At 69.4% G+C, this 19,019-nt stretch carries 18 protein-coding genes, 1 tRNA gene, 1 other RNA gene and 1 pseudogene; 10 read left to right on the forward strand and 11 right to left on the reverse strand.

Features of this window, described 5'->3' with window-relative positions; genetic code table 11:
• Positions 1-162 precede the first annotated feature (162 nt).
• A complete protein-coding gene (locus tag DMB80_RS26305) occupies positions 163-414 on the forward strand; it encodes a hypothetical protein (RefSeq protein ID WP_046366305.1) in 252 nt (83 codons plus the stop codon).
• Between the two features lies 1 nt (position 415).
• Here DMB80_RS26305 and DMB80_RS26310 read toward each other — a convergent pair whose 3' ends face one another.
• Complete coding sequence (locus tag DMB80_RS26310) at positions 416-1,417, reverse strand: DEDDh family exonuclease (RefSeq protein WP_111512526.1); 1,002 nt, start codon at positions 1,415-1,417, stop codon at positions 416-418.
• 77 nt (positions 1,418-1,494) lie between these two features.
• Between DMB80_RS26310 and DMB80_RS26315 the strand changes: the two genes are divergently transcribed.
• The gene (locus DMB80_RS26315; RefSeq protein WP_111512527.1) at positions 1,495-2,718 is read left to right on the forward strand and encodes a Mur ligase family protein; all 1,224 of its coding nucleotides are present in this window, start codon (positions 1,495-1,497) and stop codon (positions 2,716-2,718) included.
• Entirely contained in the window at positions 2,715-3,431 is a 717-nt protein-coding gene (locus DMB80_RS26320) for a type 1 glutamine amidotransferase (protein ID WP_111512528.1), read from the forward strand. The genes DMB80_RS26315 and DMB80_RS26320 overlap by 4 nt, the downstream gene beginning before the upstream one ends.
• Position 3,432: 1 nt before the next feature.
• Here DMB80_RS26320 and DMB80_RS26325 read toward each other — a convergent pair whose 3' ends face one another.
• Together DMB80_RS26325 and DMB80_RS26330 are read right to left on the reverse strand one after the other, a co-directional pair.
• Complete coding sequence (locus DMB80_RS26325) at positions 3,433-4,089, reverse strand: response regulator (RefSeq protein WP_111512529.1); 657 nt, start codon at positions 4,087-4,089, stop codon at positions 3,433-3,435.
• Positions 4,086-5,303, reverse strand: a complete 1,218-nt coding sequence (locus DMB80_RS26330; protein ID WP_111512530.1) for a sensor histidine kinase — start codon at positions 5,301-5,303, stop codon at positions 4,086-4,088. Before DMB80_RS26330 ends, DMB80_RS26325 begins: the two co-directional genes overlap by 4 nt.
• 132 nt (positions 5,304-5,435) lie before the next feature.
• On the opposite strand from DMB80_RS26330, the gene DMB80_RS26335 reads away from it, so the two are divergent.
• A complete protein-coding gene (locus tag DMB80_RS26335; RefSeq protein WP_111512531.1) occupies positions 5,436-6,749 on the forward strand; it encodes a cytochrome P450 in 1,314 nt (437 codons plus the stop codon).
• Here the strand turns inward: DMB80_RS26335 and DMB80_RS26340 are convergent.
• From DMB80_RS26340 to DMB80_RS26350, 3 genes and pseudogenes are all read right to left on the reverse strand, one after another.
• Positions 6,730-7,603, reverse strand: a pseudogene (locus DMB80_RS26340) (hypothetical protein). The gene DMB80_RS26335 and the pseudogene DMB80_RS26340 overlap by 20 nt on opposite strands.
• A gap of 64 nt (positions 7,604-7,667) precedes the next feature.
• Positions 7,668-8,279, reverse strand: coding sequence for a recombination mediator RecR (gene recR / locus DMB80_RS26345; RefSeq protein WP_048422551.1), 612 nt, complete (start codon positions 8,277-8,279; stop codon positions 7,668-7,670).
• A 1-nt stretch (position 8,280) separates the two neighbouring features.
• Positions 8,281-8,622, reverse strand: coding sequence for a YbaB/EbfC family nucleoid-associated protein (locus DMB80_RS26350; protein ID WP_111512532.1), 342 nt, complete (start codon positions 8,620-8,622; stop codon positions 8,281-8,283).
• A gap of 115 nt (positions 8,623-8,737) precedes the next feature.
• Here DMB80_RS26350 and DMB80_RS26355 point away from each other — a divergent pair, with 115 nt between their 5' ends.
• Positions 8,738-9,481 carry an Rv3717 family N-acetylmuramoyl-L-alanine amidase gene (locus DMB80_RS26355; RefSeq protein WP_046365288.1) on the forward strand — a complete coding sequence of 248 codons (744 nt, stop codon included), beginning with the start codon at positions 8,738-8,740 and terminating at the stop codon, positions 9,479-9,481.
• Here the strand turns inward: DMB80_RS26355 and DMB80_RS26360 are convergent.
• Positions 9,478-9,936 carry an SRPBCC family protein gene (locus DMB80_RS26360; protein ID WP_111512533.1) on the reverse strand — a complete coding sequence of 153 codons (459 nt, stop codon included), beginning with the start codon at positions 9,934-9,936 and terminating at the stop codon, positions 9,478-9,480. The genes DMB80_RS26355 and DMB80_RS26360 overlap by 4 nt on opposite strands.
• 68 nt (positions 9,937-10,004) lie before the next feature.
• On the opposite strand from DMB80_RS26360, the gene DMB80_RS26365 reads away from it, so the two are divergent.
• Together DMB80_RS26365 and DMB80_RS26370 are read left to right on the forward strand one after the other, a co-directional pair.
• A complete protein-coding gene (locus tag DMB80_RS26365) occupies positions 10,005-11,396 on the forward strand; it encodes an FAD-binding oxidoreductase (RefSeq protein WP_111512534.1) in 1,392 nt (463 codons plus the stop codon).
• Positions 11,393-12,697 carry a class I SAM-dependent methyltransferase gene (locus DMB80_RS26370; RefSeq protein ID WP_111512535.1) on the forward strand — a complete coding sequence of 435 codons (1,305 nt, stop codon included), beginning with the start codon at positions 11,393-11,395 and terminating at the stop codon, positions 12,695-12,697. Before DMB80_RS26365 ends, DMB80_RS26370 begins: the two co-directional genes overlap by 4 nt.
• 3 nt (positions 12,698-12,700) lie before the next feature.
• Here DMB80_RS26370 and DMB80_RS26375 read toward each other — a convergent pair whose 3' ends face one another.
• The 3 genes from DMB80_RS26375 to ffs form a co-directional block, all read right to left on the reverse strand.
• Entirely contained in the window at positions 12,701-14,626 is a 1,926-nt protein-coding gene (locus DMB80_RS26375) for a DNA polymerase III subunits gamma/tau (RefSeq protein ID WP_111512536.1), read from the reverse strand.
• A 39-nt stretch (positions 14,627-14,665) separates the two neighbouring features.
• Positions 14,666-15,964 carry an aspartate aminotransferase type Ic gene (locus DMB80_RS26380; RefSeq protein ID WP_111512537.1) on the reverse strand — a complete coding sequence of 433 codons (1,299 nt, stop codon included), beginning with the start codon at positions 15,962-15,964 and terminating at the stop codon, positions 14,666-14,668.
• A gap of 31 nt (positions 15,965-15,995) precedes the next feature.
• An RNA gene (gene ffs / locus DMB80_RS26385) (signal recognition particle sRNA small type) lies at positions 15,996-16,090 on the reverse strand.
• Positions 16,091-16,150: 60 nt separating this feature from the next.
• On the opposite strand from ffs, the gene DMB80_RS26390 reads away from it, so the two are divergent.
• The 3 genes from DMB80_RS26390 (at position 16,151) to DMB80_RS26400 (ending at position 18,135) form a co-directional block, all read left to right on the forward strand.
• Positions 16,151-16,235, forward strand: a tRNA-Ser gene (locus tag DMB80_RS26390).
• Between the two features lie 71 nt (positions 16,236-16,306).
• Positions 16,307-17,068 carry a lipid uptake coordinator LucA gene (gene lucA / locus DMB80_RS26395; RefSeq protein WP_111512538.1) on the forward strand — a complete coding sequence of 254 codons (762 nt, stop codon included), beginning with the start codon at positions 16,307-16,309 and terminating at the stop codon, positions 17,066-17,068.
• Positions 17,069-17,121: 53 nt separating this feature from the next.
• Positions 17,122-18,135, forward strand: a complete 1,014-nt coding sequence (locus DMB80_RS26400; RefSeq protein WP_111512539.1) for a S1C family serine protease — start codon at positions 17,122-17,124, stop codon at positions 18,133-18,135.
• Between the two features lie 97 nt (positions 18,136-18,232).
• Here DMB80_RS26400 and DMB80_RS26405 read toward each other — a convergent pair whose 3' ends face one another.
• Complete coding sequence (locus DMB80_RS26405) at positions 18,233-18,985, reverse strand: thioesterase II family protein (protein ID WP_111512540.1); 753 nt, start codon at positions 18,983-18,985, stop codon at positions 18,233-18,235.
• Positions 18,986-19,019: the final 34 nt, after the last annotated feature.

Raw genomic sequence — 19,019 nt, forward strand, 5'->3', positions numbered from 1 at the left:
TGTACGAACGTGACTCCCGGTGGCGGGACGACGGGGGCGGGGTCGGGTGAGGGCGGCGAGAACCCCTACATCGGCGGTGCCGGCTGCATTCCGGGCCGGGTCTGCAACAACGGCGATGATTAGATCGTTTCAACAGTCTGCACGCTGGTAATTCACAGGGACATGAAACTCATCACCTTCGGAACAGCCATGCTGACCGGGGCCGCCGCGACGGTCATCGCGATGGCACCCATCGCCGGTGCACAGCCCAATGTGCCATGCGACGACCCGGGCGGCGCAGCACGGGGCGCTGCGTGCGATGCCACCGCTCCCGAGGGCGGTCCGCCGCCCATCGTCGGAGAGATCCCGCCCGGCCAGGACGGTATGCAGGACGTCGCGGGCTGCACTCCCGGACGAATCTGCGAAGCGCCCTAGATCAGAACAGGGAAAGCTGGTCCTCGCCCAGGTCGGAGCCGACGAAGTCCTCGACCGGTGTACCACCGACCACTGACGTCACGTCGTCCATGAACTGCACTGAGGACACGACGGGCAGACCCAGTTCGCGGGCCTGAAAGCCCCTGCCCTGCAGCACATCCGGTTGGTCACACACCACCAGAGAGGTGTGTTGGTCGACTGCCTCGGTGAACGCCAGCCCGGCGTGCAACATGCGTTCGATCAGTTCCTCATAGGTGCGCTCGACCTCGGCGGCCACAGCGACTCGCATGCCCTGCACCGGGGGCCGCCCGGACACGAAGCGCCCCGGGTTCGCGTACGGGCACGGAAGCCGGGCGGCCATGGCCTTGAGCGGCCGCAGTTCGTCGTGGGTCACGCGACCGTTCGGCCACGTGCGGCGCGACACCGGATGCACGGGAAGCCACGCTCGCCGCTCGTAGGCGCGCGCCAGCACCGGTTTGAGGATCTGGGCGAGCACCATCGCGTCATCGAGCGCATCGTGCGGGCGCATCTGGGTCACCCCCCAATGCGCGGCCAACGTCTCCAACCGGAGGTTGTCCAACCCCAGATCGAGCCGTCGGGCCAACTCGACGGTGCACATCACCGTGTCGACCGGCAGCGCAGCGCCGACCATCTCGGCCTCCGCGGCCAGGAAGGCGTAGTCGAAGCCCACGTTGTGGGCGACCAGCGTGCGGCCCTGCAGCACCTCACACAAATCCGCGACGACGTCTCCGAAGGTGGGCTGGCCGGCCAGCATCTCCGCGGTGAGCCCGTGGATGTGCGTCGGACCCGGATCGACGCCCGGATCGAGCAGTGAGTACAGGCTCTTCTCCACGTTGCCGTCATCGCTGAGCGCGAGCGCGGCGACACTCACGACGCGTGCCTGTCCGGGCCGAAAACCGGAGGTCTCGACGTCGACGACCGCCCACCCGGCGCCCGCCTCGTCGGCGGGCCGGCCCCAGGTACGGACGGCGGTTGAACTCACCCTCCGAGAATGGCACGCAGCCCCGACAAGCCTTGCTCCCCACGCCGCGTGTCGGCCCCTTCTCTAAACTCCCGGGAATGGTCTCGGTACGCGCACGAGCGGCGCTCGCAGCCGGTGCAGGCGCCCGCTGGGCGTCGCGGGTCACCGGCCGCGGCGCCGGCGCGATGATCGGCGGGCTCGTCGCGATGACGATCGACCGCTCGATCCTGCAGCAACTCGGCCAGGGCCGTCGCACCGTCGTCGTGACCGGCACCAACGGCAAGTCCACCACCACGCGGATGACGGCGGCCGCACTGGCCACTCTCGGGCCCGTCGCGACCAACGCCGAGGGCGCCAACATGGACGCCGGGCTGGTGGCCGCGCTGGCCGCCGCGCCCACCGCGTCCCTGGCTGCGCTCGAGGTCGACGAGATGCACGTCCCGCACGTCAGCGACGCCGTCACCCCGTCGGTGATCGTGCTGCTCAATCTGTCGCGCGATCAGCTCGACCGGGTGGGTGAGATCAACCACATCGAACGGACCCTGCGCGCAGGTCTGGCCCGTCACAGCGCGGCCGTGGTGGTCGCCAACTGTGACGACGTCCTGATGACCTCGGCCGCCTACGACCACCCGCACGTGGTGTGGGTGGCCGCCGGCGGCGGCTGGGCCAGCGATTCGGTCAGTTGCCCGCGCTCCGGCGAGGTGATCGTGCGCGAGGGTGCGGACTGGCACTCGACGGGCTGCGACTTCCACCGGCCCGAACCGGACTGGTGGTACGACGACACCCACATCTACGGTCCCGGCGGCCTGGCCCTGCCGATGGCGCTCACGCTGCCGGGCACGGTCAACCGCGGCAACGCCACCCAGGCCGTCGCCGCCGCAGTCACCCTCGGCGCCGATCCCGCGGCGGCCGTCGCCGCGGTGGCCGCCGTCGACGAAGTGGCCGGCCGCTATCGGACCGTGCCGGTCGGCCCGGCGCACACCGCCCGACTGCTACTGGCCAAGAATCCCGCCGGCTGGCAGGAGGCACTGTCGATGCTCGACCGCGACGCCGCGGGCGTGGTGATCTCGGTCAACGGGCAGGTACCCGACGGCGAGGACCTGTCGTGGCTGTGGGACGTCCGTTTCGAGCACTTCGAGAACGTGCCGGTGGTGGCGGCCGGTGAACGCGGCACCGATCTCGCGGTGCGCCTCGGATACGCCGGCGTCGAGCACACGCTGGTGCACGACACGATGGCGGCGATCCGCAGCTGCCCGCCCGGCCACGTCGAGGTGCTCGCCAACTACACGGCGTTCCTCCAGCTGAACAGGCGGCTGCCATGAGCGAATCCACAGTCCACATCGGGCTCGTGCTGCCCGACGTGATGGGCACCTACGGCGACGGCGGCAACTCGCTGGTGCTGCGGCAGCGGCTGCGGTTGCGTGGGATCGACGCCGAGATCGTCGAGATCACGCTCGACGACCCGGTGCCCGCCGAACTGGACATCTACACCCTCGGCGGCGCCGAGGACTACGCGCAGCGTCTCGCGACCAAACATCTGGTGCGCTATCCCGGTCTGCAGCAGGCGGTTTCGCGCGGCGCGCCGGTGCTGGCGATCTGCGCGGCGATCCAGGTGCTGGGCCACTGGTACGAGACCTCGGCCGGGGAGCGGGTGTCCGGGGTGGGGCTGCTCGACGTCACGACCTCACCGCAGCCGGAGCGGACGATCGGCGAGGTGGCCTCCACACCGCTGATCGACGGGCTCACCCAGCCGTTGACCGGATTCGAGAATCACCGGGGCGGAACCGATCTGGGTGCGGACGCGCGGCCGCTGGCCGCGGTGACCAAGGGTGCAGGCAACCGGGCGGGCTCGGGCGTGGACGGTGCGGTGCAGGGCAGCGTCGTGGCGACCTATCTGCACGGCTGCTGCCTGGCGCGCAACCCCGAACTCGCCGACCACCTGCTCACCACGGTAGTGGGACCGCTTGCCCCCCTTGACCTTCCGGAGGTCGACACATTGCGGGGGGAACGCCTGGCGGCACCGCGCCGCGTGTAGATCAGCGTGGGGCGACGAGGCCGTGGCGATAGGCGTAGACGATGGCCGCCGGGCGATCACGCAGCCCCAGCTTGCCGAAGATGCGGCCGATGTGACTCTTCACCGTGACACCGGAGATCACCAGCTCCTCGGCGATCTCACCGTTCGAACGGCCCTTGGCCACCAGCGTCAACACGTCGAGTTCACGCGGGGTCAGCTCGCTCACCGCGTCGGGCGCGGGCTCGGCGGCCGCGGTGCGATAGGTCGTCAGCACCCGCGCGGTCACCGACGGGTCGAGGTACCCGTCGCCGCGCGCGACGGCGTGCACGGCCCGGATGAGCTCTTCGGCCGGCGAATCCTTCAGCGCGAAACCCGCTGCGCCGGCGCGCAACACGCCCGAGAGCAAATCGTCATCACTGAATGTCGTGAGCGCCAGCACCGGCGGTCCCCCACAGTCGGCAAGGGCCCGCGTCGCCTCGATCCCGTTGACGCGCTTCATTCGCAGATCCATCACCACCACGTCGGGCCGATGCTCGGCCACTGCGGCAGGCACCTCGTCGCCGTCCGAACAGTCGCCGACGACCACGATCCCGTCCCGCCGTCGCAGAATGCGGCGCAGACCGGAGCGCACCAGCTCCTGGTCGTCGACGAGCAGCGCACTCACCAACTCGGCTGTCACGGTGCGCCGCCCCGCAGCACGCAGCCGGGTCGGCCCTCGACCGGGATGACCGCACGCACCGACCACGCGTCACCGGCAGGTCCCGCATCCAGTGTGCCGCCGAGTAATTCGATGCGCTGCCGCATGCCGCGCATGCCCCGCCCCTCGTGCCGTTCGCCCCGGCCCGCGACGAGGACCGGAACCCGATTCACGATCGTGAGCACCGCCGCGCCTACGACGTCGAGCGTGACCGACGTCGCCGCCTCGGGTGCGTGCTTGGCGACGTTGGCCAGCGACTCCTGCGCGATGCGGTAGAGCGCCAAGCCCTCGGCCGCGGAGATCCGGTCGGTGTCCCCCGAGATGCGCAGCGACACCGACAGCCCCGCCCGCACGAAATCCTCGACGAGCGAGGCCAGATCACCGATGCCGGGGTTGGGAACCGTCGTTGCGGTGGCGTCGTCGAGCAGGCCGACCGTGTGGCGGATGTCGGCCATGGCCTGACGGCCGAGGCGCTCCGCCTGCTCGAGCGCGTCCACCGCTTCGTCGACGTCGCGGTCGACCTGCAGATCGCGCCGCGCGCCGGTGACGTGCAGCAGGGTCACGCTCAACGAGTGTGCGATCACGTCGTGGACCTCACGGGCGATCCGGCGCCGCTCGTCGGCGGCGGCGTGCTCGGCGAGTTTGGCGTGCGCGCGCCGCTGTTCGAGCAACAGCTCCTGTTGAATGCGCATCAGCCAACCGACCAGCAGACCGATCGCGATGAACGTCAGATAGAGCCAGGGTGTTTCGAGCCGTCCGGCCCACCCCGCAGCGCCGACGAGCGCCGCCGCGGAAAGCGCCACCAGCAGGCTGGTCCGCGCCGAGGTGAAGGCGCCGATCATCCCGGTCAGAAGGCCGAGCAGCAGCGGTGCGAAGTCTCCGCTGATCGGCGTGGGGAAGGCGAACAGGAACAGTGCGGTGCTGACCATCCACGCCAGCCACACTGTGGCCGCCTCGACCGCCACCGGCACCCGCCGGTCGGTGAAGAAGAACACGACGTCGGGCAGGATGCCGACCAGGAGCGCAACGGTGGCGATCCACCAGTGCGACCACGGCCGCTGCAGCGCCGCGATCACCGAGACCACCACCATGGTCACATCCACGCTGATGGCGAACGGCCAGGTGTAGCCGCCCGGCATGTCGTCCGCCTTGCGCGCGGCGTACCCGCGCACGCGGTGCCGCAGCGCATAGAGCATCGGCCCAGTCTAGGAGCGGTCCGGGGACCGGGGAACCGCCCGCGGTAGGCAGTCGGCCTCCTACCCCGGTAGGAGGCGGTGTTGCACTCCTGGGACGATGCGCTCGCGCGCTGAACTGCCTACCGTCGAGATATGGCTAGCGAACTGTCGACCTGGACGCGTTGGGCAGCACTGCACGGTCTGCCGCGCGCCTTCCTCTCTCTACGGGCTCGGCACGGGGAGCCGATGGCGACGCTGACGCTCGGCCGCGACGACTCCGCCGGCCGGCTGCGCCGCATCGAGGAGATCCGGGCAGCGGGACCGCTGGCGCAGACCCCCGCGGTGCTGGTCAGCGCCGACCACGAGATCTGCCGGACGGTGCTGCGCGACAACGACTTCGTCGTCGCCGATCCCGCTGAAACCGGTCTGCCCGACGTGCTCGCACGAATCGTGCGCCGGCTCGATCCCGAGCTGCCCAACCCCGTCGAGGCGCCGTCGATGCTGATGACCGACCCGCCCGAGCACACCGGTTACCGCAAGATGGTGGCGCGCAGCTTCACCCCGCGCGCGATCGCCACGCTCGATGCCCGCATCGACGAGCTGACGCTCGAGTTGCTCGACGGCCTCGACGGGCGGCGCGAGGTGGATCTCGTCGGCGACTACGCCGCTCAGGTGCCGGCCGCGGTGATCAGCGATCTGCTCGGCGTCCCGCCCACCGAACGTCCGCGGATCCTCCGGTGGGGCAACACGATTGCTCCGCTACTCGACATCGGCATCAGCTGGGCGGCATACCGCGGCGCGATGCGAGAACTGCGCGACGTCGAGGCCTACATGCAGGACCATTTCCGCCGGCTTCGCGCCGAGGGCTCCGACGGCACCCCGTTCAGCACGATGGCTCTCGAGGGCGGACTGACCGATCGCGTACTGCGGGCGAACGCGACGCTGCTCGTGGGCGCCGGGGTCGAGACGACGGTCAATCTCATCGGCAACGGCATCGTCGCGCTGATGGATCACCCCGACCAACTCGCGCTGCTGCGCGACGATCCCGGCCTGTGGCCGTCGGCGATCGAGGAGATGCTGCGCTTCGACAGCCCCGTGCAGATGACCGCGCGGCAAGCCAGCCGCGCCACCGAGATCGCCGGGGTGCCGGTCGCGCAGGGCACCGCGGTCGTGCTGCTGCTCGGCGGTGCCAACAGGGACCCCAAAGTGTTCGATCATCCGGACCGATTCGACATCACGCGCCCCAACGCCCGCGAGCACCTGGCGTTCGGCAGCGGCATCCACGTGTGCCTCGGCGCCGCGCTGGCGCGCAACGAGGCGGTGACCGCGCTGCGCGCGTTGTTCGACCGCTATCCCGACCTGCAGTTGCGCGGTGCACCGGAGCACCGCGGCCTGGTGAACCTCAACGGCTACCGCCGGCTGACTGCCCGGCTCGAGCAGGAGGCCGTCACGCGGACAGCGTCGTGACGATACCCGGCGGTATGGGGCACCCCCGCTTCCGTAACGCGATCCCGACGCGGGACAGCCAGGCGTCGGGACGGTCCTCGGCCGTCACCCGGATCACGATCCAGTCTATCTGCTCGAGCATCCTCACCCGCGCGACGTCCGCGACGTAGGCCTGCTTGTCCGTGCGGTGGTGCTCGCCGTCGCACTCGACCGCGACTCCGTACTCCGGATAGGCGAGGTCGAGGAACGCGACGGGCCGCGGCCCGTCGAGCACCGGGAACTGTGTCTGCGCGCGGGAAACCGTTGTCGTGCAACGTGAGCCGGATCGCGCTCTCGCGCGGAGACGCCGCACCGCCGTCGACCAGCGGCAGCAGTTCGCGCAGTTGCCGCAGCCCTCGCGACCGCGGGTGCCGCTGCGCCAGCTCCGCCACCTCGTCCAGGTCGAAACGCTGACTCCACATCAACGCATCCAGCCGGGTCAACGCCTCGGCGCGCTCCAGGTGACGCCCCAGATCGAACGCCGTGCGCACCCGCGTGGTCACGGGCAGGCCGCCGATGCGGGTGATCTCGTCGGGGGCCACGCTCTCGGTTCGCAGCAGCAGGCCCTCCTGCGGCGTGGCTTTGACGCCGGCCACGTCGATGGGGCGCCGCGCGTCCACCCAGGACGCCCCGTGCAATGCGGACGCGGTCACCCCGGCGATGACCCCCTGCCGACCTGTGGCCAGCCAGGCCCCGATCGCACGGTCCTTCAGCGAGATCTCCCCGCCGTTGCGGACGAACACGCCGCGGTAGAGCTTCGTGTAGTCGCGGCGGAGCTCATGCCTGGTCGCCACGCCTGCCCGGACGGCTTCGCCGCCGAGGATGACCCTGTTCATGCGGTCATCGTGCCAACAGCCACCGACACCTCGGGTCTGGCGACCGGCGCTCAGGCCATTGCGCTCAGGCCATCGCGCGACGGCCGGCGAGGGCACGGCCCAGCGTCAGCTCGTCGGCGAACTCCAGATCCCCGCCCATCGGCAGCCCGGAGGCGATGCGCGTCACCGACAGTCCGGGGATGTCGCGCAGCATCCGCACCAGATACGTCGCGGTCGCCTCACCCTCGGTGTTGGGGTCGGTCGCGATGATCACCTCGGCGACCTCCACCCCGTCGACGCGCTCACCGATGCGGTTGAGCAGCTCCCGGATACGCAGCTGGTCAGGGCCGATGCCCGACAGCGGATCCAGCGCCCCACCCAGCACGTGGTAGCGCCCCCGGAACTCCCGCGTCCGCTCGACGGCCTGCACGTCCTTGGGCTCCTCCACCACGCAGACCAGCGACGCATCCCGGCGCGGATCGGCGCAGATGCGGCAGCGCTCCTCGTCGCTGACGTTGCCGCACACCGCGCAGAACGTCACCCCGTCGCGCACCTTGTTCAGCACGGCGGTCAGCCGGTCGATGTCTGGCGGTTCGACGGAGAGCAGGTGGAATGCGATGCGCTGCGCGCTCTTCGGGCCGATCCCGGGCAGCTTGCCGAGCTCGTCGATCAGGTCCTGAACGGGTCCTTCGAACAAGTCACATCCCCGGCAGGCTGGGGAATCCCTGGCCGCCCATGCCGCCGGCCAGCGGGCCGAGACGGTCATGCGCCATGATGGTGACCTGCTTGGCGGCGTCGGCGATCGCGCCGACGATCAGATCCTGCAGCGTCTCCACGTCGGACGGGTCGACCACCTTCGGGTCGATGGCCACACCGACCACTTCACCGCTACCGCGCATCGTGACCTGCACCAGGCCGCCACCGGCCTGACCGTGCACCTCTGAGGCGGCCAGCGCTTCCTGCGCCTCCATCAACTGCTGCTGCATCTGCTGTGCCTGGGCGAGCAGAGCGGACATATCGGGTTGGCCACCAGGCTGCATGCTGATCCTCTTGCGGGTTGATTGCGTGTCGGTCTCGACTTGGTTGCGCTCACGCCGAACCGGCGCTCAGGGCTTCCAGCGTAGTCGGCAGGCGGGCTACCGTGGCGCGGTGCTGATCAGAGCCACTCGCCGTGTCGGCGCCCAGATCGTCGCCGGGCTGCTCGTCGCGGCCTCCACGCTCGCGGCACCAGCACATGCCGCCCCCTCCAACGTCGCCGGCATGATCGTGTTCCTCGATCCGGGTCACCAGGCGTCCATGGCCGGGTTGAGCCGCCAGGTTCCGACCGGCCGCGGCGGCACCAAGGACTGCCAGGCCAGCGGTACGGCCACCGACGACGGCTACCCCGAACACACGTTCACGTGGGACACCACGCTGCGGGTACGGCAGGCGCTGACCGGCCTCGGGGTGCGGACCGCGATGTCACGCGGCGACGACAGCGGGCCGGGGCCCTGCGTCGACGAACGCGCCGCGATGGCCAACGCGATCCGGCCGAATGCGATCGTCTCGATCCACGCCGACGGCGGGCCGGCCACCGGGCGCGGTTTCCACGTGCTGTACTCCTCGCCGCCGCTCAACGCGGCGCAGGCCGGTCCTGCCGTGCAGTTCGCCCAGACGATGCGCGACACGATGGCAGGGTCGGGGATTCCGCCGGCGACCTACATCGGCTCGTCAGGGCTCAACCCGCGCGCTGACATCGCCGGGCTGAACCTGGCGCAGTACCCGTCGATCCTCGTGGAGTGCGGGAACATGAAGAACCCGATCGACTCGGGTCTGATGAAATCCCCGGAGGGCCGGCAGAAATACGCCGACGCGATCGTGCGCGGTGTGGTGGCCTTCCTGGGCGCCCAGCGCAGTTAGACGTCCTGAACTGCTTCTGTGCCCTCCACCTCACGCTTGAGGTTGCCGAGCACTTCGGCCTGGATCTTGCGCAGACCGATCGGCGCGAACGTCTTCTCGAAGAATCCGCCGATACCGCCGGCGCCCTGCCAGGACGTCTTGACCGTCACCGAAGACCCCGGGCCGGCGGGTGCGACGGTCCAGTTGGTCACCATCGACGAGTTGGCGTCCTTCTCGATGACGGTGCGGCCCGCGACGTCGACGGTGGCCTTGACGTCGCGTGAGCGCGACTTCGTGGCTTGCAGTTTCCAGGTGGCGACCGTTCCCGCGCCCTGACCGCCTTCGAGCACGCGGTAGCCGCTGTAGTGCTCGGACAGGATCTTCGGACGCATCGCCTGGTAGTCGGCGACGGCGCCGAGCACTGTCGCGGGGTCGGCGTCGATCAGAACCGTGCTGGACGCGCTGACCTGTCCCATCGGTGGAACTCCTTGTCGTCGAGTCTGGTGCAGTCGCATCGGGTGCGACCGCGGACTAGCGTATATGTGTGGCTGTGGGCTCGATCGATGCATGGGCCGCGCACGCCGACGGCGTGCAGCGGCTTCTTGCCAGTTACCGGGCCATCCCGGCGGGTGCGACCGTACGCCTGGCCAAACCGACCTCGAATCTGTTTCGCGTCCGTGCCAAGAGCACCGCGCCCGGGCTGGACGTGTCGGGCCTCACCGGCGTCATCGCCGTGGACCCACAGGCGCGCACCGCCGACGTCGCCGGCATGTGCACCTACGAAGATCTGGTCGCCGCGACACTGCCGTACGGGCTTTCACCTCTGGTGGTCCCACAGTTGAAGACCATCACGCTCGGCGGCGCCGTCACGGGGCTGGGCATCGAGTCCACGTCGTTCCGCAACGGTCTGCCGCACGAGTCGGTGCTCGAGATGGACATCCTCACCGGCACAGGGGAAATCGTCACCGCATCGGCCGACGAGAACCCCGACTTGTTTCGAGCCTTCCCCAATTCCTATGGCACCCTCGGCTATTCGGTGCGTCTGAAGATCGAGCTGGAACCGGTGAAACCGTTCGTGGCGCTGCGCCACCTGAGGTTCCACGCCATCACCGATCTCGTCGAGGCGATGGATCGCATCATCGAGACCGGCGGCTGGAACGGCGAGCGCGTCGACTACCTCGACGGCGTCGTGTTCACCGCTGACGAGAGCTACCTGTGTCTGGGCGTACAAACGGGCACACCCGGCCCCGTCAGCGACTACACCGGTCAGCAGATCTACTACCGGTCCATTCAGCATCCGACGGGCGAGAAGCACGACCGGTTGACGATCCACGACTACCTGTGGCGCTGGGACACCGACTGGTTCTGGTGCTCGCGGGCGTTCAGCGCGCAGAACCCGCGGATCAGGCGCTTCTGGCCGCGCCGGTTGCGGCGCAGCAGCTTCTACTGGAAGTTGATCGGCTACGACCAGCGTTTCGACATCGCCGACCGCATCGAGAAGCGAAACGGCAGGCCGCCACGCGAACGGGTCGTGCAGGACATCGAGGTGCCCATCGAGCACACCGCCGAGTTCGTCGACTGGTTCCTGGCCACCGTCCCGATCGAACCGATCTGGCTGTGTCCGCTCCGACTGCGCGAATCGACGAGTTCAGCTGGTGGCTGGCCGCTGTATCCGATTCGGCCGCAGCACAGTTACGTCAATGTCGGATTCTGGTCCTCGGTGCCTGTCGGGCCCGAGGAGGGGTACACGAACCGGATGATCGAGCGGAAGGTCAGCGATCTCGCCGGGCATAAATCCCTGTACTCGGACGCTTTCTACTCGCGGGAGGAGTTCGACGAGCTCTACGGCGGCGAGGTGTACACGACGGTGAAGAAGATCTACGACCCGGACTCACGGTTCCTGGACCTGTATGCGAAGGCGGTGCGGCGACAATGACGACGTTTCGAGAGACGACCGAGGCCCCGAAGCTGACGCTGGCCGAGATCCTGGAGATCTTCGCCTCGGGCTCACAGCCACTGAAGTTCACGGCGTACGACGGCAGCAGCGCGGGCCCCGACGACGCGGACCTCGGCCTGAGTCTGCTGACCCCGCGCGGCACCACCTACCTCGCGACCGCGCCCGGTGATCTTGGCCTCGCGCGCGCCTACATCTCGGGCAACCTCGACATGCGCGGGGTGCACCCGGGCGATCCGTATCCGTTGCTCAATGCGCTGACCGAGAAACTCGACTTCAAGCGGCCGTCGGCGCGGGTGATGGCGCAGATCGTCCGCTCGATCGGCATCGAGCACCTCAAGCCCATCTCACCGCCGCCGCAGGAGGCTCTGCCACGCTGGCGCCGATTCGCAGAAGGTCTGCGGCACAGCAAGACTCGTGATGCCGAGGCGATCCACCACCACTACGACGTGTCGAACACCTTCTACGAGTGGGTGCTCGGCCCGTCGATGACCTACACCTGCGCGTGCTACCCGCGGCCCGATGCGTCGCTGGAAGAGGCGCAGGAGAACAAGTACCGCCTGGTGTTCGAGAAGCTGCGGCTGAAGCCCGGCGACCGACTGCTCGACGTCGGCTGCGGCTGGGGCGGCATGGTGCGCTACGCCGCCCGGCACGGCGTGAAGGCGATCGGGGTCACGCTGTCACGCCAGCAGGCCGAGTGGGCCCAAAAGGCCATCACCGACGAGGGATTGGGCGATCTGGCGCAGGTGCGCCACAGCGACTACCGCGACGTGCGGGAGTCCCAGTTCGACGCCGTGTCCTCGATCGGTTTGACCGAACACATCGGGGTGGCGAACTATCCGGCGTACTTCCGGTTCCTGAAGTCCAAGCTGCGCACCGGCGGCTTGCTGCTCAACCACTGCATCACCCGGCACGACAACCGGCACGGCCCCGCTGCCGGAGGTTTCATCGACCGCTACGTGTTCCCGGACGGGGAGCTGACCGGGTCGGGCCGCATCATCACCGAGATCCAGGACGTCGGCCTGGAGGTGCTGCACGAGGAGAACCTGCGCCACCACTACGCGATGACGCTGCGCGACTGGTGCCGCAATCTCGTCGACAACTGGGATCAGGCGGTCGACGACGTGGGGCTGCCCACCGCCAAGGTGTGGGGTCTGTACATGGCGGCCTCACGAGTGGGCTTCGAGCAGAACGCCATTCAGCTCCACCAGGTGCTGGCCGCGAAGCTCGACGAACGCGGCGGCGACGGCGGCCTGCCGCTACGGCCCTGGTGGACGGCCTAGACCTCACCCGTCGATACGGCGCGCGCCCAGCTCGCTCTGCAACAACTCCAACGCTGCTTCCTCGGGGTCGCGGCGCGGCGCGGCGGGGTCGATGCTGCCCGCCTCGGCCAGCATGCTCTCCTCGTCGTCCCCGTCCGGTAGGGGCGGAGGCTCGTCGGGCACCTTGCGGGGCCGCGCGGCGGGCTCGGGCGCTGCGGCGGGCGCCGAGCCGACCTCGCAGCGCACCGCCCAGTTCACGCCCAGCGCGTCTTTCAGCGCCTCTTTGATGACGTCGGCGTTGCGCTGCTCGGTCAGCCTTTTGGCCAGCGGCGCCGATTCGTGGCTGAGAATCAGCGTGCCGTCTTCCACCGCGCGCACGATCGCCCCGGCGAGCATCACCTCGGTGGTGCGGCTGCGCTCCCTGACCTTCTCTCGCACCGTGGTCCACATGCTGCGCACGGCCGCCGCATTCGGTTCGCCCGCCGCGACCGTCGCAGCAGGTGTCACGGGCGGAGCCTCGACCGCGGGCGCCGCGGGTTGCCGCACCGGCGGAGGTGATGAAACCGGTTCGGCGGCAGCAGGTTCGGGCTCGGGCTCGGGCGCGCGCTGTGCGGGCGTCGGCGGCGGCGTCGCCGGAGGGGCCGGCGGCCGCGCAGGTGGGGGCGCCGCCGCAGGAGCGGGGGACGCTGCCGGAGCGGGCGGCGGGGCGGCCTGCTCAGCGGCCTGGGTCTTGCGGACGTACTGCTTGACCGGTGCCGCAGCAGCAGGTGTGGCAGTGCCGTCGGAGGGAATCGACATGTCCAAGCGGGTCTCGATGCGTTCCACCCGCTGAAGAAGCGCCGCCTCGGTGTCGCTGGCTGACGGCAGCAGCAGGCGCGCACACACCACCTCGAGCAGCAGGCGCGGCGCCGTCGCCCCGCGCATCTCCCCCAGCCCGGCGTGCACCACCTCGGCATAGCGCGTCAGCGTGGCCGTCCCGATCCGCGCCGCCTGCTCCCGCATCCTGTCGAGTTCGTCCTCGGCACCGTCGACGACGCCGCGGGCCACCGCATCGGGCACGGCCTGCAGCACGATCAGGTCGCGGAAGCGCTCCAACAGATCCGTCGCGAAGCGGCGCGGGTCATGGCCCGCGTCGACCACGCCCTCGACCGCGCCGAAGAGCGCGGCCGCGTCACCGGCGGCGAGCGCGTCGATCGCGTCGTCGATCAGCGCGACGTCGGTGGCGCCCAGCAGAGCCAGCGCGCGCTGGTAGGCGACGTGGTTACCGTCGGCGCCGGCGAGCAGCTGATCGAGCACTGACAGCGTGTCTCGCGGTGACCCGCCGCCCGCCCGGATCACCAGCGGGTACACCGCATCGTCGACGTCGACGCTCTCCGAGGCGACGATCTTCTCGATCAGCGATCGCATGGTGCGGGGCGCCAACAACCGGAACGGATAGTGGTGGGTGCGCGATCGGATGGTCGGCAGCACCTTCTCCGGCTCGGTGGTGGCGAACACGAAGATCAGATGGTCGGGCGGCTCCTCGACGATCTTGAGCAGCGCATTGAAACCCGCCGTGGTCACCATGTGCGCTTCGTCGACGATGAAGATCCGGTACCGCGACTGGGCGGGCGCGTAGAACGCGCGGTCGCGCAACTCACGGGTGTCGTCGACACCACCGTGGCTCGCCGCGTCGAGTTCGGAGACGTCGACGTTGCCCGGGCCGTTGGGCGCAAGGGCCACACAGGAATCGCACACCCCGCACGGCGTGGCGGTGGGTCCCTCGACGCAGTTCAGCGACCGGGCCAAGATGCGCGCCGAGGACGTCTTGCCGCACCCGCGAGGCCCGGAGAACAAGTACGCATGGTTGATGCGGTTCGAGTTCAGCGCGGTGGACAACGGCTCGGTGACGTGTTCCTGGCCGACGACCTCGGCGAATGTCGCCGGTCGGTACTTACGGTAGAGAGCCACGTCGAAGAGGCTACCGACCCGGTGTGACTACTTCGCGGCCTACTTCTCCGCCAGCAGCGACTCGGTCGCCGAGAGCAGCGCGCACGTCGCCAGCCCGTCGATGGCCTCCCGCAGGTCGGCCATCCCCGGGAACGTCGGCGCGATGCGGATGTTGCTGTCCTCCGGGTCTTTTCGGTACGGGAACGAGGCACCGGCCTCGGTCACGGCGATGCCCGCGTCCTTGGCGAGCGACACCGTGCGCTTGGCGGTGCCGGGCAGCACGTCCAGGCTGACGAAGTAGCCGCCCCTGGGGTCTGTCCACGACGCGATCTTGGACGCACCCAGCCGGTCCTCCAGGATCTGCTGGACCAACGCGAACTTCGGCGCGAGCAGCTCCTGGTGGCGCTGCATGTGCAGCCGGACCCCGTCTGCGTCGCCGAAGAAACGGAGGTGCCGCAGCTGGTTGACCTTGTCGGGTCCGATCGACTTCTTGCCCGCATGCTGCAGATACCACGCGATGTTGCCCAGCGAACCCCCGAAGAAGCTGACCCCGGCGCCGGCGAAGGTGATCTTCGATGTCGAGGCGAACACCAGGGGGCGATTCGGATGGTTGGCCGCCGCGGCCAGGCCCAGCACGTCGACCTGCTTGGTGAACTCGTGGGTGAGCGTGTGCACCATGTAGGCGTTGTCCCACATCAAGCGGAAATCGGTTGCCGCCGTAGGCATCTGCACCAGCCGGCGGACCACCTCCCAGGAGTACGTGGCACCCGTGGGGTTCGCGTACACGGGCACGCACCACATGCCCTTGATCGCGGGGTCCTCCGCGACGAGCTCTTCGATGAGGTCGACGTCGGGTCCGTCCTCGCGCATCGGCACGGCGATCATCTCGATGCCGAGGCTCTCGGTGATCGCGAAATGCCTGTCGTAGCCGGGTGCCGGGCACAGGAACTTGACCCCGGTGCCGTCGCGGAGGTCCTCGAGCCAGGGCCGCGGCGAATCGACACCGCCGTGCAACAGCGAGTACACGACCACGTCGTGCATGAATTCGAGGCTGGCGTTGTTGCCTGCGATGAGGTTGGGCACGGCGATGCCGAGCAGCTCGCCGAAGATGGCGCGCAGCGCAGGCAGGCCGTGCAGGCCGCCGTAGTTCCGGGTGTCGGTGCCGTCGGGATCACGAAAGGAGTCCGCGCCGTCGCCGGGCAGGCTCAGCAGGCCGTTCGACAGATCGAGCTGGGCCGGCGACGGCTTGCCGCGGGTGAGATCGAGCTGGAGCTTCTTGGCCTGCAGCTCGGCGTAGTTGCGCTGCTGCAGTTCGTGCTGCTGAGCCAGCTCTTCGCGGCTCAGCGACTGAAACGACACCGCTCGCCTTTCGCGTCGTACGTGTGTGACATGAAGGGGACCCCGCGCACCCGCCAGAGCCCGTTGACCCTTGCTGCCTTCCGGCCCTGGGGGAGTTCACAGGATGGACGCCGCGCGGGGTCCACGGCGAGTCTAACGGGTGGTGGATTTCCTGAGCCACCATGGCGGTCGGTTACCATTGCCGACGGAGGATTCGCCTAGTGGCCTATGGCGCTCGCCTGGAACGCGGGTTGGGTTAACGCCCTCGCGGGTTCAAATCCCGCATCCTCCGCACTCGCCCGGGGTGCGATCGACCCGCTCACCACCGTCATCGCACCCCGGGCACCACGATCGAGGAGGACTATGGGCCGCACCGTCGCGGTGGTCTGGCATGTGTCGTTCGCCGTTGCCGCCGGTGTTCTCTATTTCTTCTTCGTCCTACCTCGCACGTTCGAACTTCTCGGTGACACCTCGCACACGCTGGGCACCGCGCTGCGGATCGTCACCGGGGCGCTCATCGGCCTGGCCGCGCTGCCCGTCGTGTTCACGCTGCAGCGCACCCGCCGGCCGGAGTTCGGTGTCCCCCACGCCGCGCTGCGGCTGCGCACCGCCTCGATCCTGCTGCACGTGCTCGCCGCAGCGTTGATCATCGGAGCGGCGATCGCCGAGATCTGGATCTCTCTGGACAGCGCCGGACAGTGGCTGTTCGGTGTCTACGGTGCGGCCGCGGCGATCGCGCTGCTCGGCTTCCTGGCGTTCCACCTGGCCTTTGTCGCCGAGCTGCCGCCTCCGCCGCCGAAACCGGTGAAGGTCAAGCAGCGTACGTCGCGGCGGCGCGGCAAGTCCGGGCGAGCTGACTCAGCCGAGACGGTCGAGGACACCGGGTCCCCCGAAGAAGCGGTCGAGGACACCGAAGCCGCCGACGTGGACGAGGCGGCGAGCGAACCCGCACCGACCTCCGACACCGAGTCAGAGTCCGACGCCGACGCCGACGCCGACTCCGACTCGGACTCGGACTCCGGCACTAAAGCCCCCGGCAAGCTGCAGAACAAGCGCCCGACCGGCAAGGGGACGCTGCTCAGCAAGCGTCGCCGGACCCGCGGTTCGGTGGCGGTCGAGGACTGAGCACGCACGAGCTCGTTCGACAGCAGCTCATCCTGCGGCCACTATTGATTGTTATGGGTTCTTTTCCCCGGCTCAGGTTTGCCCTGGCCGCACTGATCGCAGCGCTGGCATTCGTCGCCCCGGTGGCGCCGGCTGCTGCCGCTCCCAACGACCTCGTCGCGGTCTCCACGCAGGTCGAGCCGTCTGTGGTGCGGATCGACACCCAGGTCGACTACCAGGGCGTCATCGGCGCCGGCACCGGCTTCGTGATCGATCCGGGCGGCCAGGTGCTGACCAACTTCCACGTCGTGCAGGGCGCCGATCGCATCACCGGCACCGTCAACGGCCGCCCCTATCCGGCAACGCTGGTCGGGTATGACCGCAAACGCGACGTCGCGGTGCTCCAGCTGCAGGGTGCCGGTGGACTCCCGCCGGCCCGGATCGGTGACTCCAACGTGCTGGTGCCCGGCGAGCCTGTCGTCGCCCTGGGCAACGCCTCAGGCACCGAGAGCCCGTTGACGCAGGAGGTGGGCACGTTCACCGCGTTCGGCCAGACGGTCAACGCCGAGGACACGCTGACCGGCTCCAGTGACGAGATCACCGGGCTGATCGAGTTCGCCGCGCCGGTGCGCGCCGGCGACTCGGGCGGTCCTGTCGTCAACGCCAACGGCGAGGTCGTCGGCATCACGACGGCGGCGTCGGTGAACTTCCGGATGGGCCCGGGTGGCAAGGGCTTCGCAATCCCGATCAACGATGCGATGTCGATCGCCAACCAGATCCGCGCAGGGGCCGCCTCGGACAGCGTGCACATCGGGCCGCCGGTGCTGCTGGGCGTCGGCATCCGCGCCGCGGACCGCGGCGCACCGGGCGTCGTCATCCAAGAGGTTCTTCGCGGCGGCCCGGCCGAGCAGGCCGGCCTGGCCGACGGCGACCTGCTGCTCTCTGTGGACGGGGTGCGGCTCGACTCGTCGAAGTCGCTGCCGGCTCTGCTCGACCGGCACTACCCGGGCGACGTGGTCGACCTGACGTGGGTCGACCGTAGCGGCGGGACGCGCACCGGCAAGGCCGTGCTCACCCCCGGGTCCTGACCCGCTGTCAGCCCGGCGAGCAGACACAATCTCGAGTTCTTTCCCGCGTGTCGCGCTCGAGTTCGCGTCTGCTCGCGGCGGTGACGGTGGCCCGCGGTCAGGCCGGGAGTGCCCGCAGCGTCGTGGCGATGACGTCGATCACCTGCTGCGGCTGCTTCTCCAGATAGAAGTGCCCACCGGAGAAGGTGTGCACGGTTCCGCCCGCTGAGGTGTGCTCGTGCCACGCCGAGGCGTCGGCGACGCTCGTCTTCGGGTCGTCGGTCGCCGTCATCACGACCACGGGTGCTCCGATGCCGATGTCGGTGCCGCGATGGTAGGCCTGCAGCGCCCGGTAGTCGTTGCGGAAGGCCGGCAGGAACGTCTCGAGCATCTCCTTGTTCTCCAGCACCCGCGGATCGGTTCCGCCGAGCTGCCGCATCACGTCGACGAGGTCGCGGTCGTCCTTGTGTTCACGCTCGTCGCCGTAGCGGCTGGGCGCGCGCGAGCCCGAGGCGAAGATCGTCACCGGCGCGCGGCCCTGCGCCGCCTCCAGCCTCCGCGTCACCTCGAAGGCGAGGACAGCGCCCATGCTGTGCCCGAAGAACGCCACCGGCCCGGCCGGCACCGCTGCGAGTTCGGCGGTGATCTGTTCGGCCATCTCGTCGATCGTCTCGACGAACGGCTCCTTGTACCGGTCCTGCCGACCCGGATACTGCAGCGCGAACACGTCGAACTCGGGAGACAGGGCCCGTGACAGCGGGAAGTAATAGCTGGCCGAACCGCCTGCGTGGGGGAAGCACACCAGACGAAGCGGCGCCGCCGGTGCGGGGTTGAAGTTGCGGATCCAGGCGCTCCGCTGCGGTGGCGTCACGGCTGCGGAGCGCCTGGATCCGCAACTTCAACCC

The sequence above is a fragment of the Mycobacterium kyogaense genome (genome assembly GCF_003254575.1).
Classification (GTDB): domain Bacteria; phylum Actinomycetota; class Actinomycetes; order Mycobacteriales; family Mycobacteriaceae; genus Mycobacterium; species Mycobacterium kyogaense.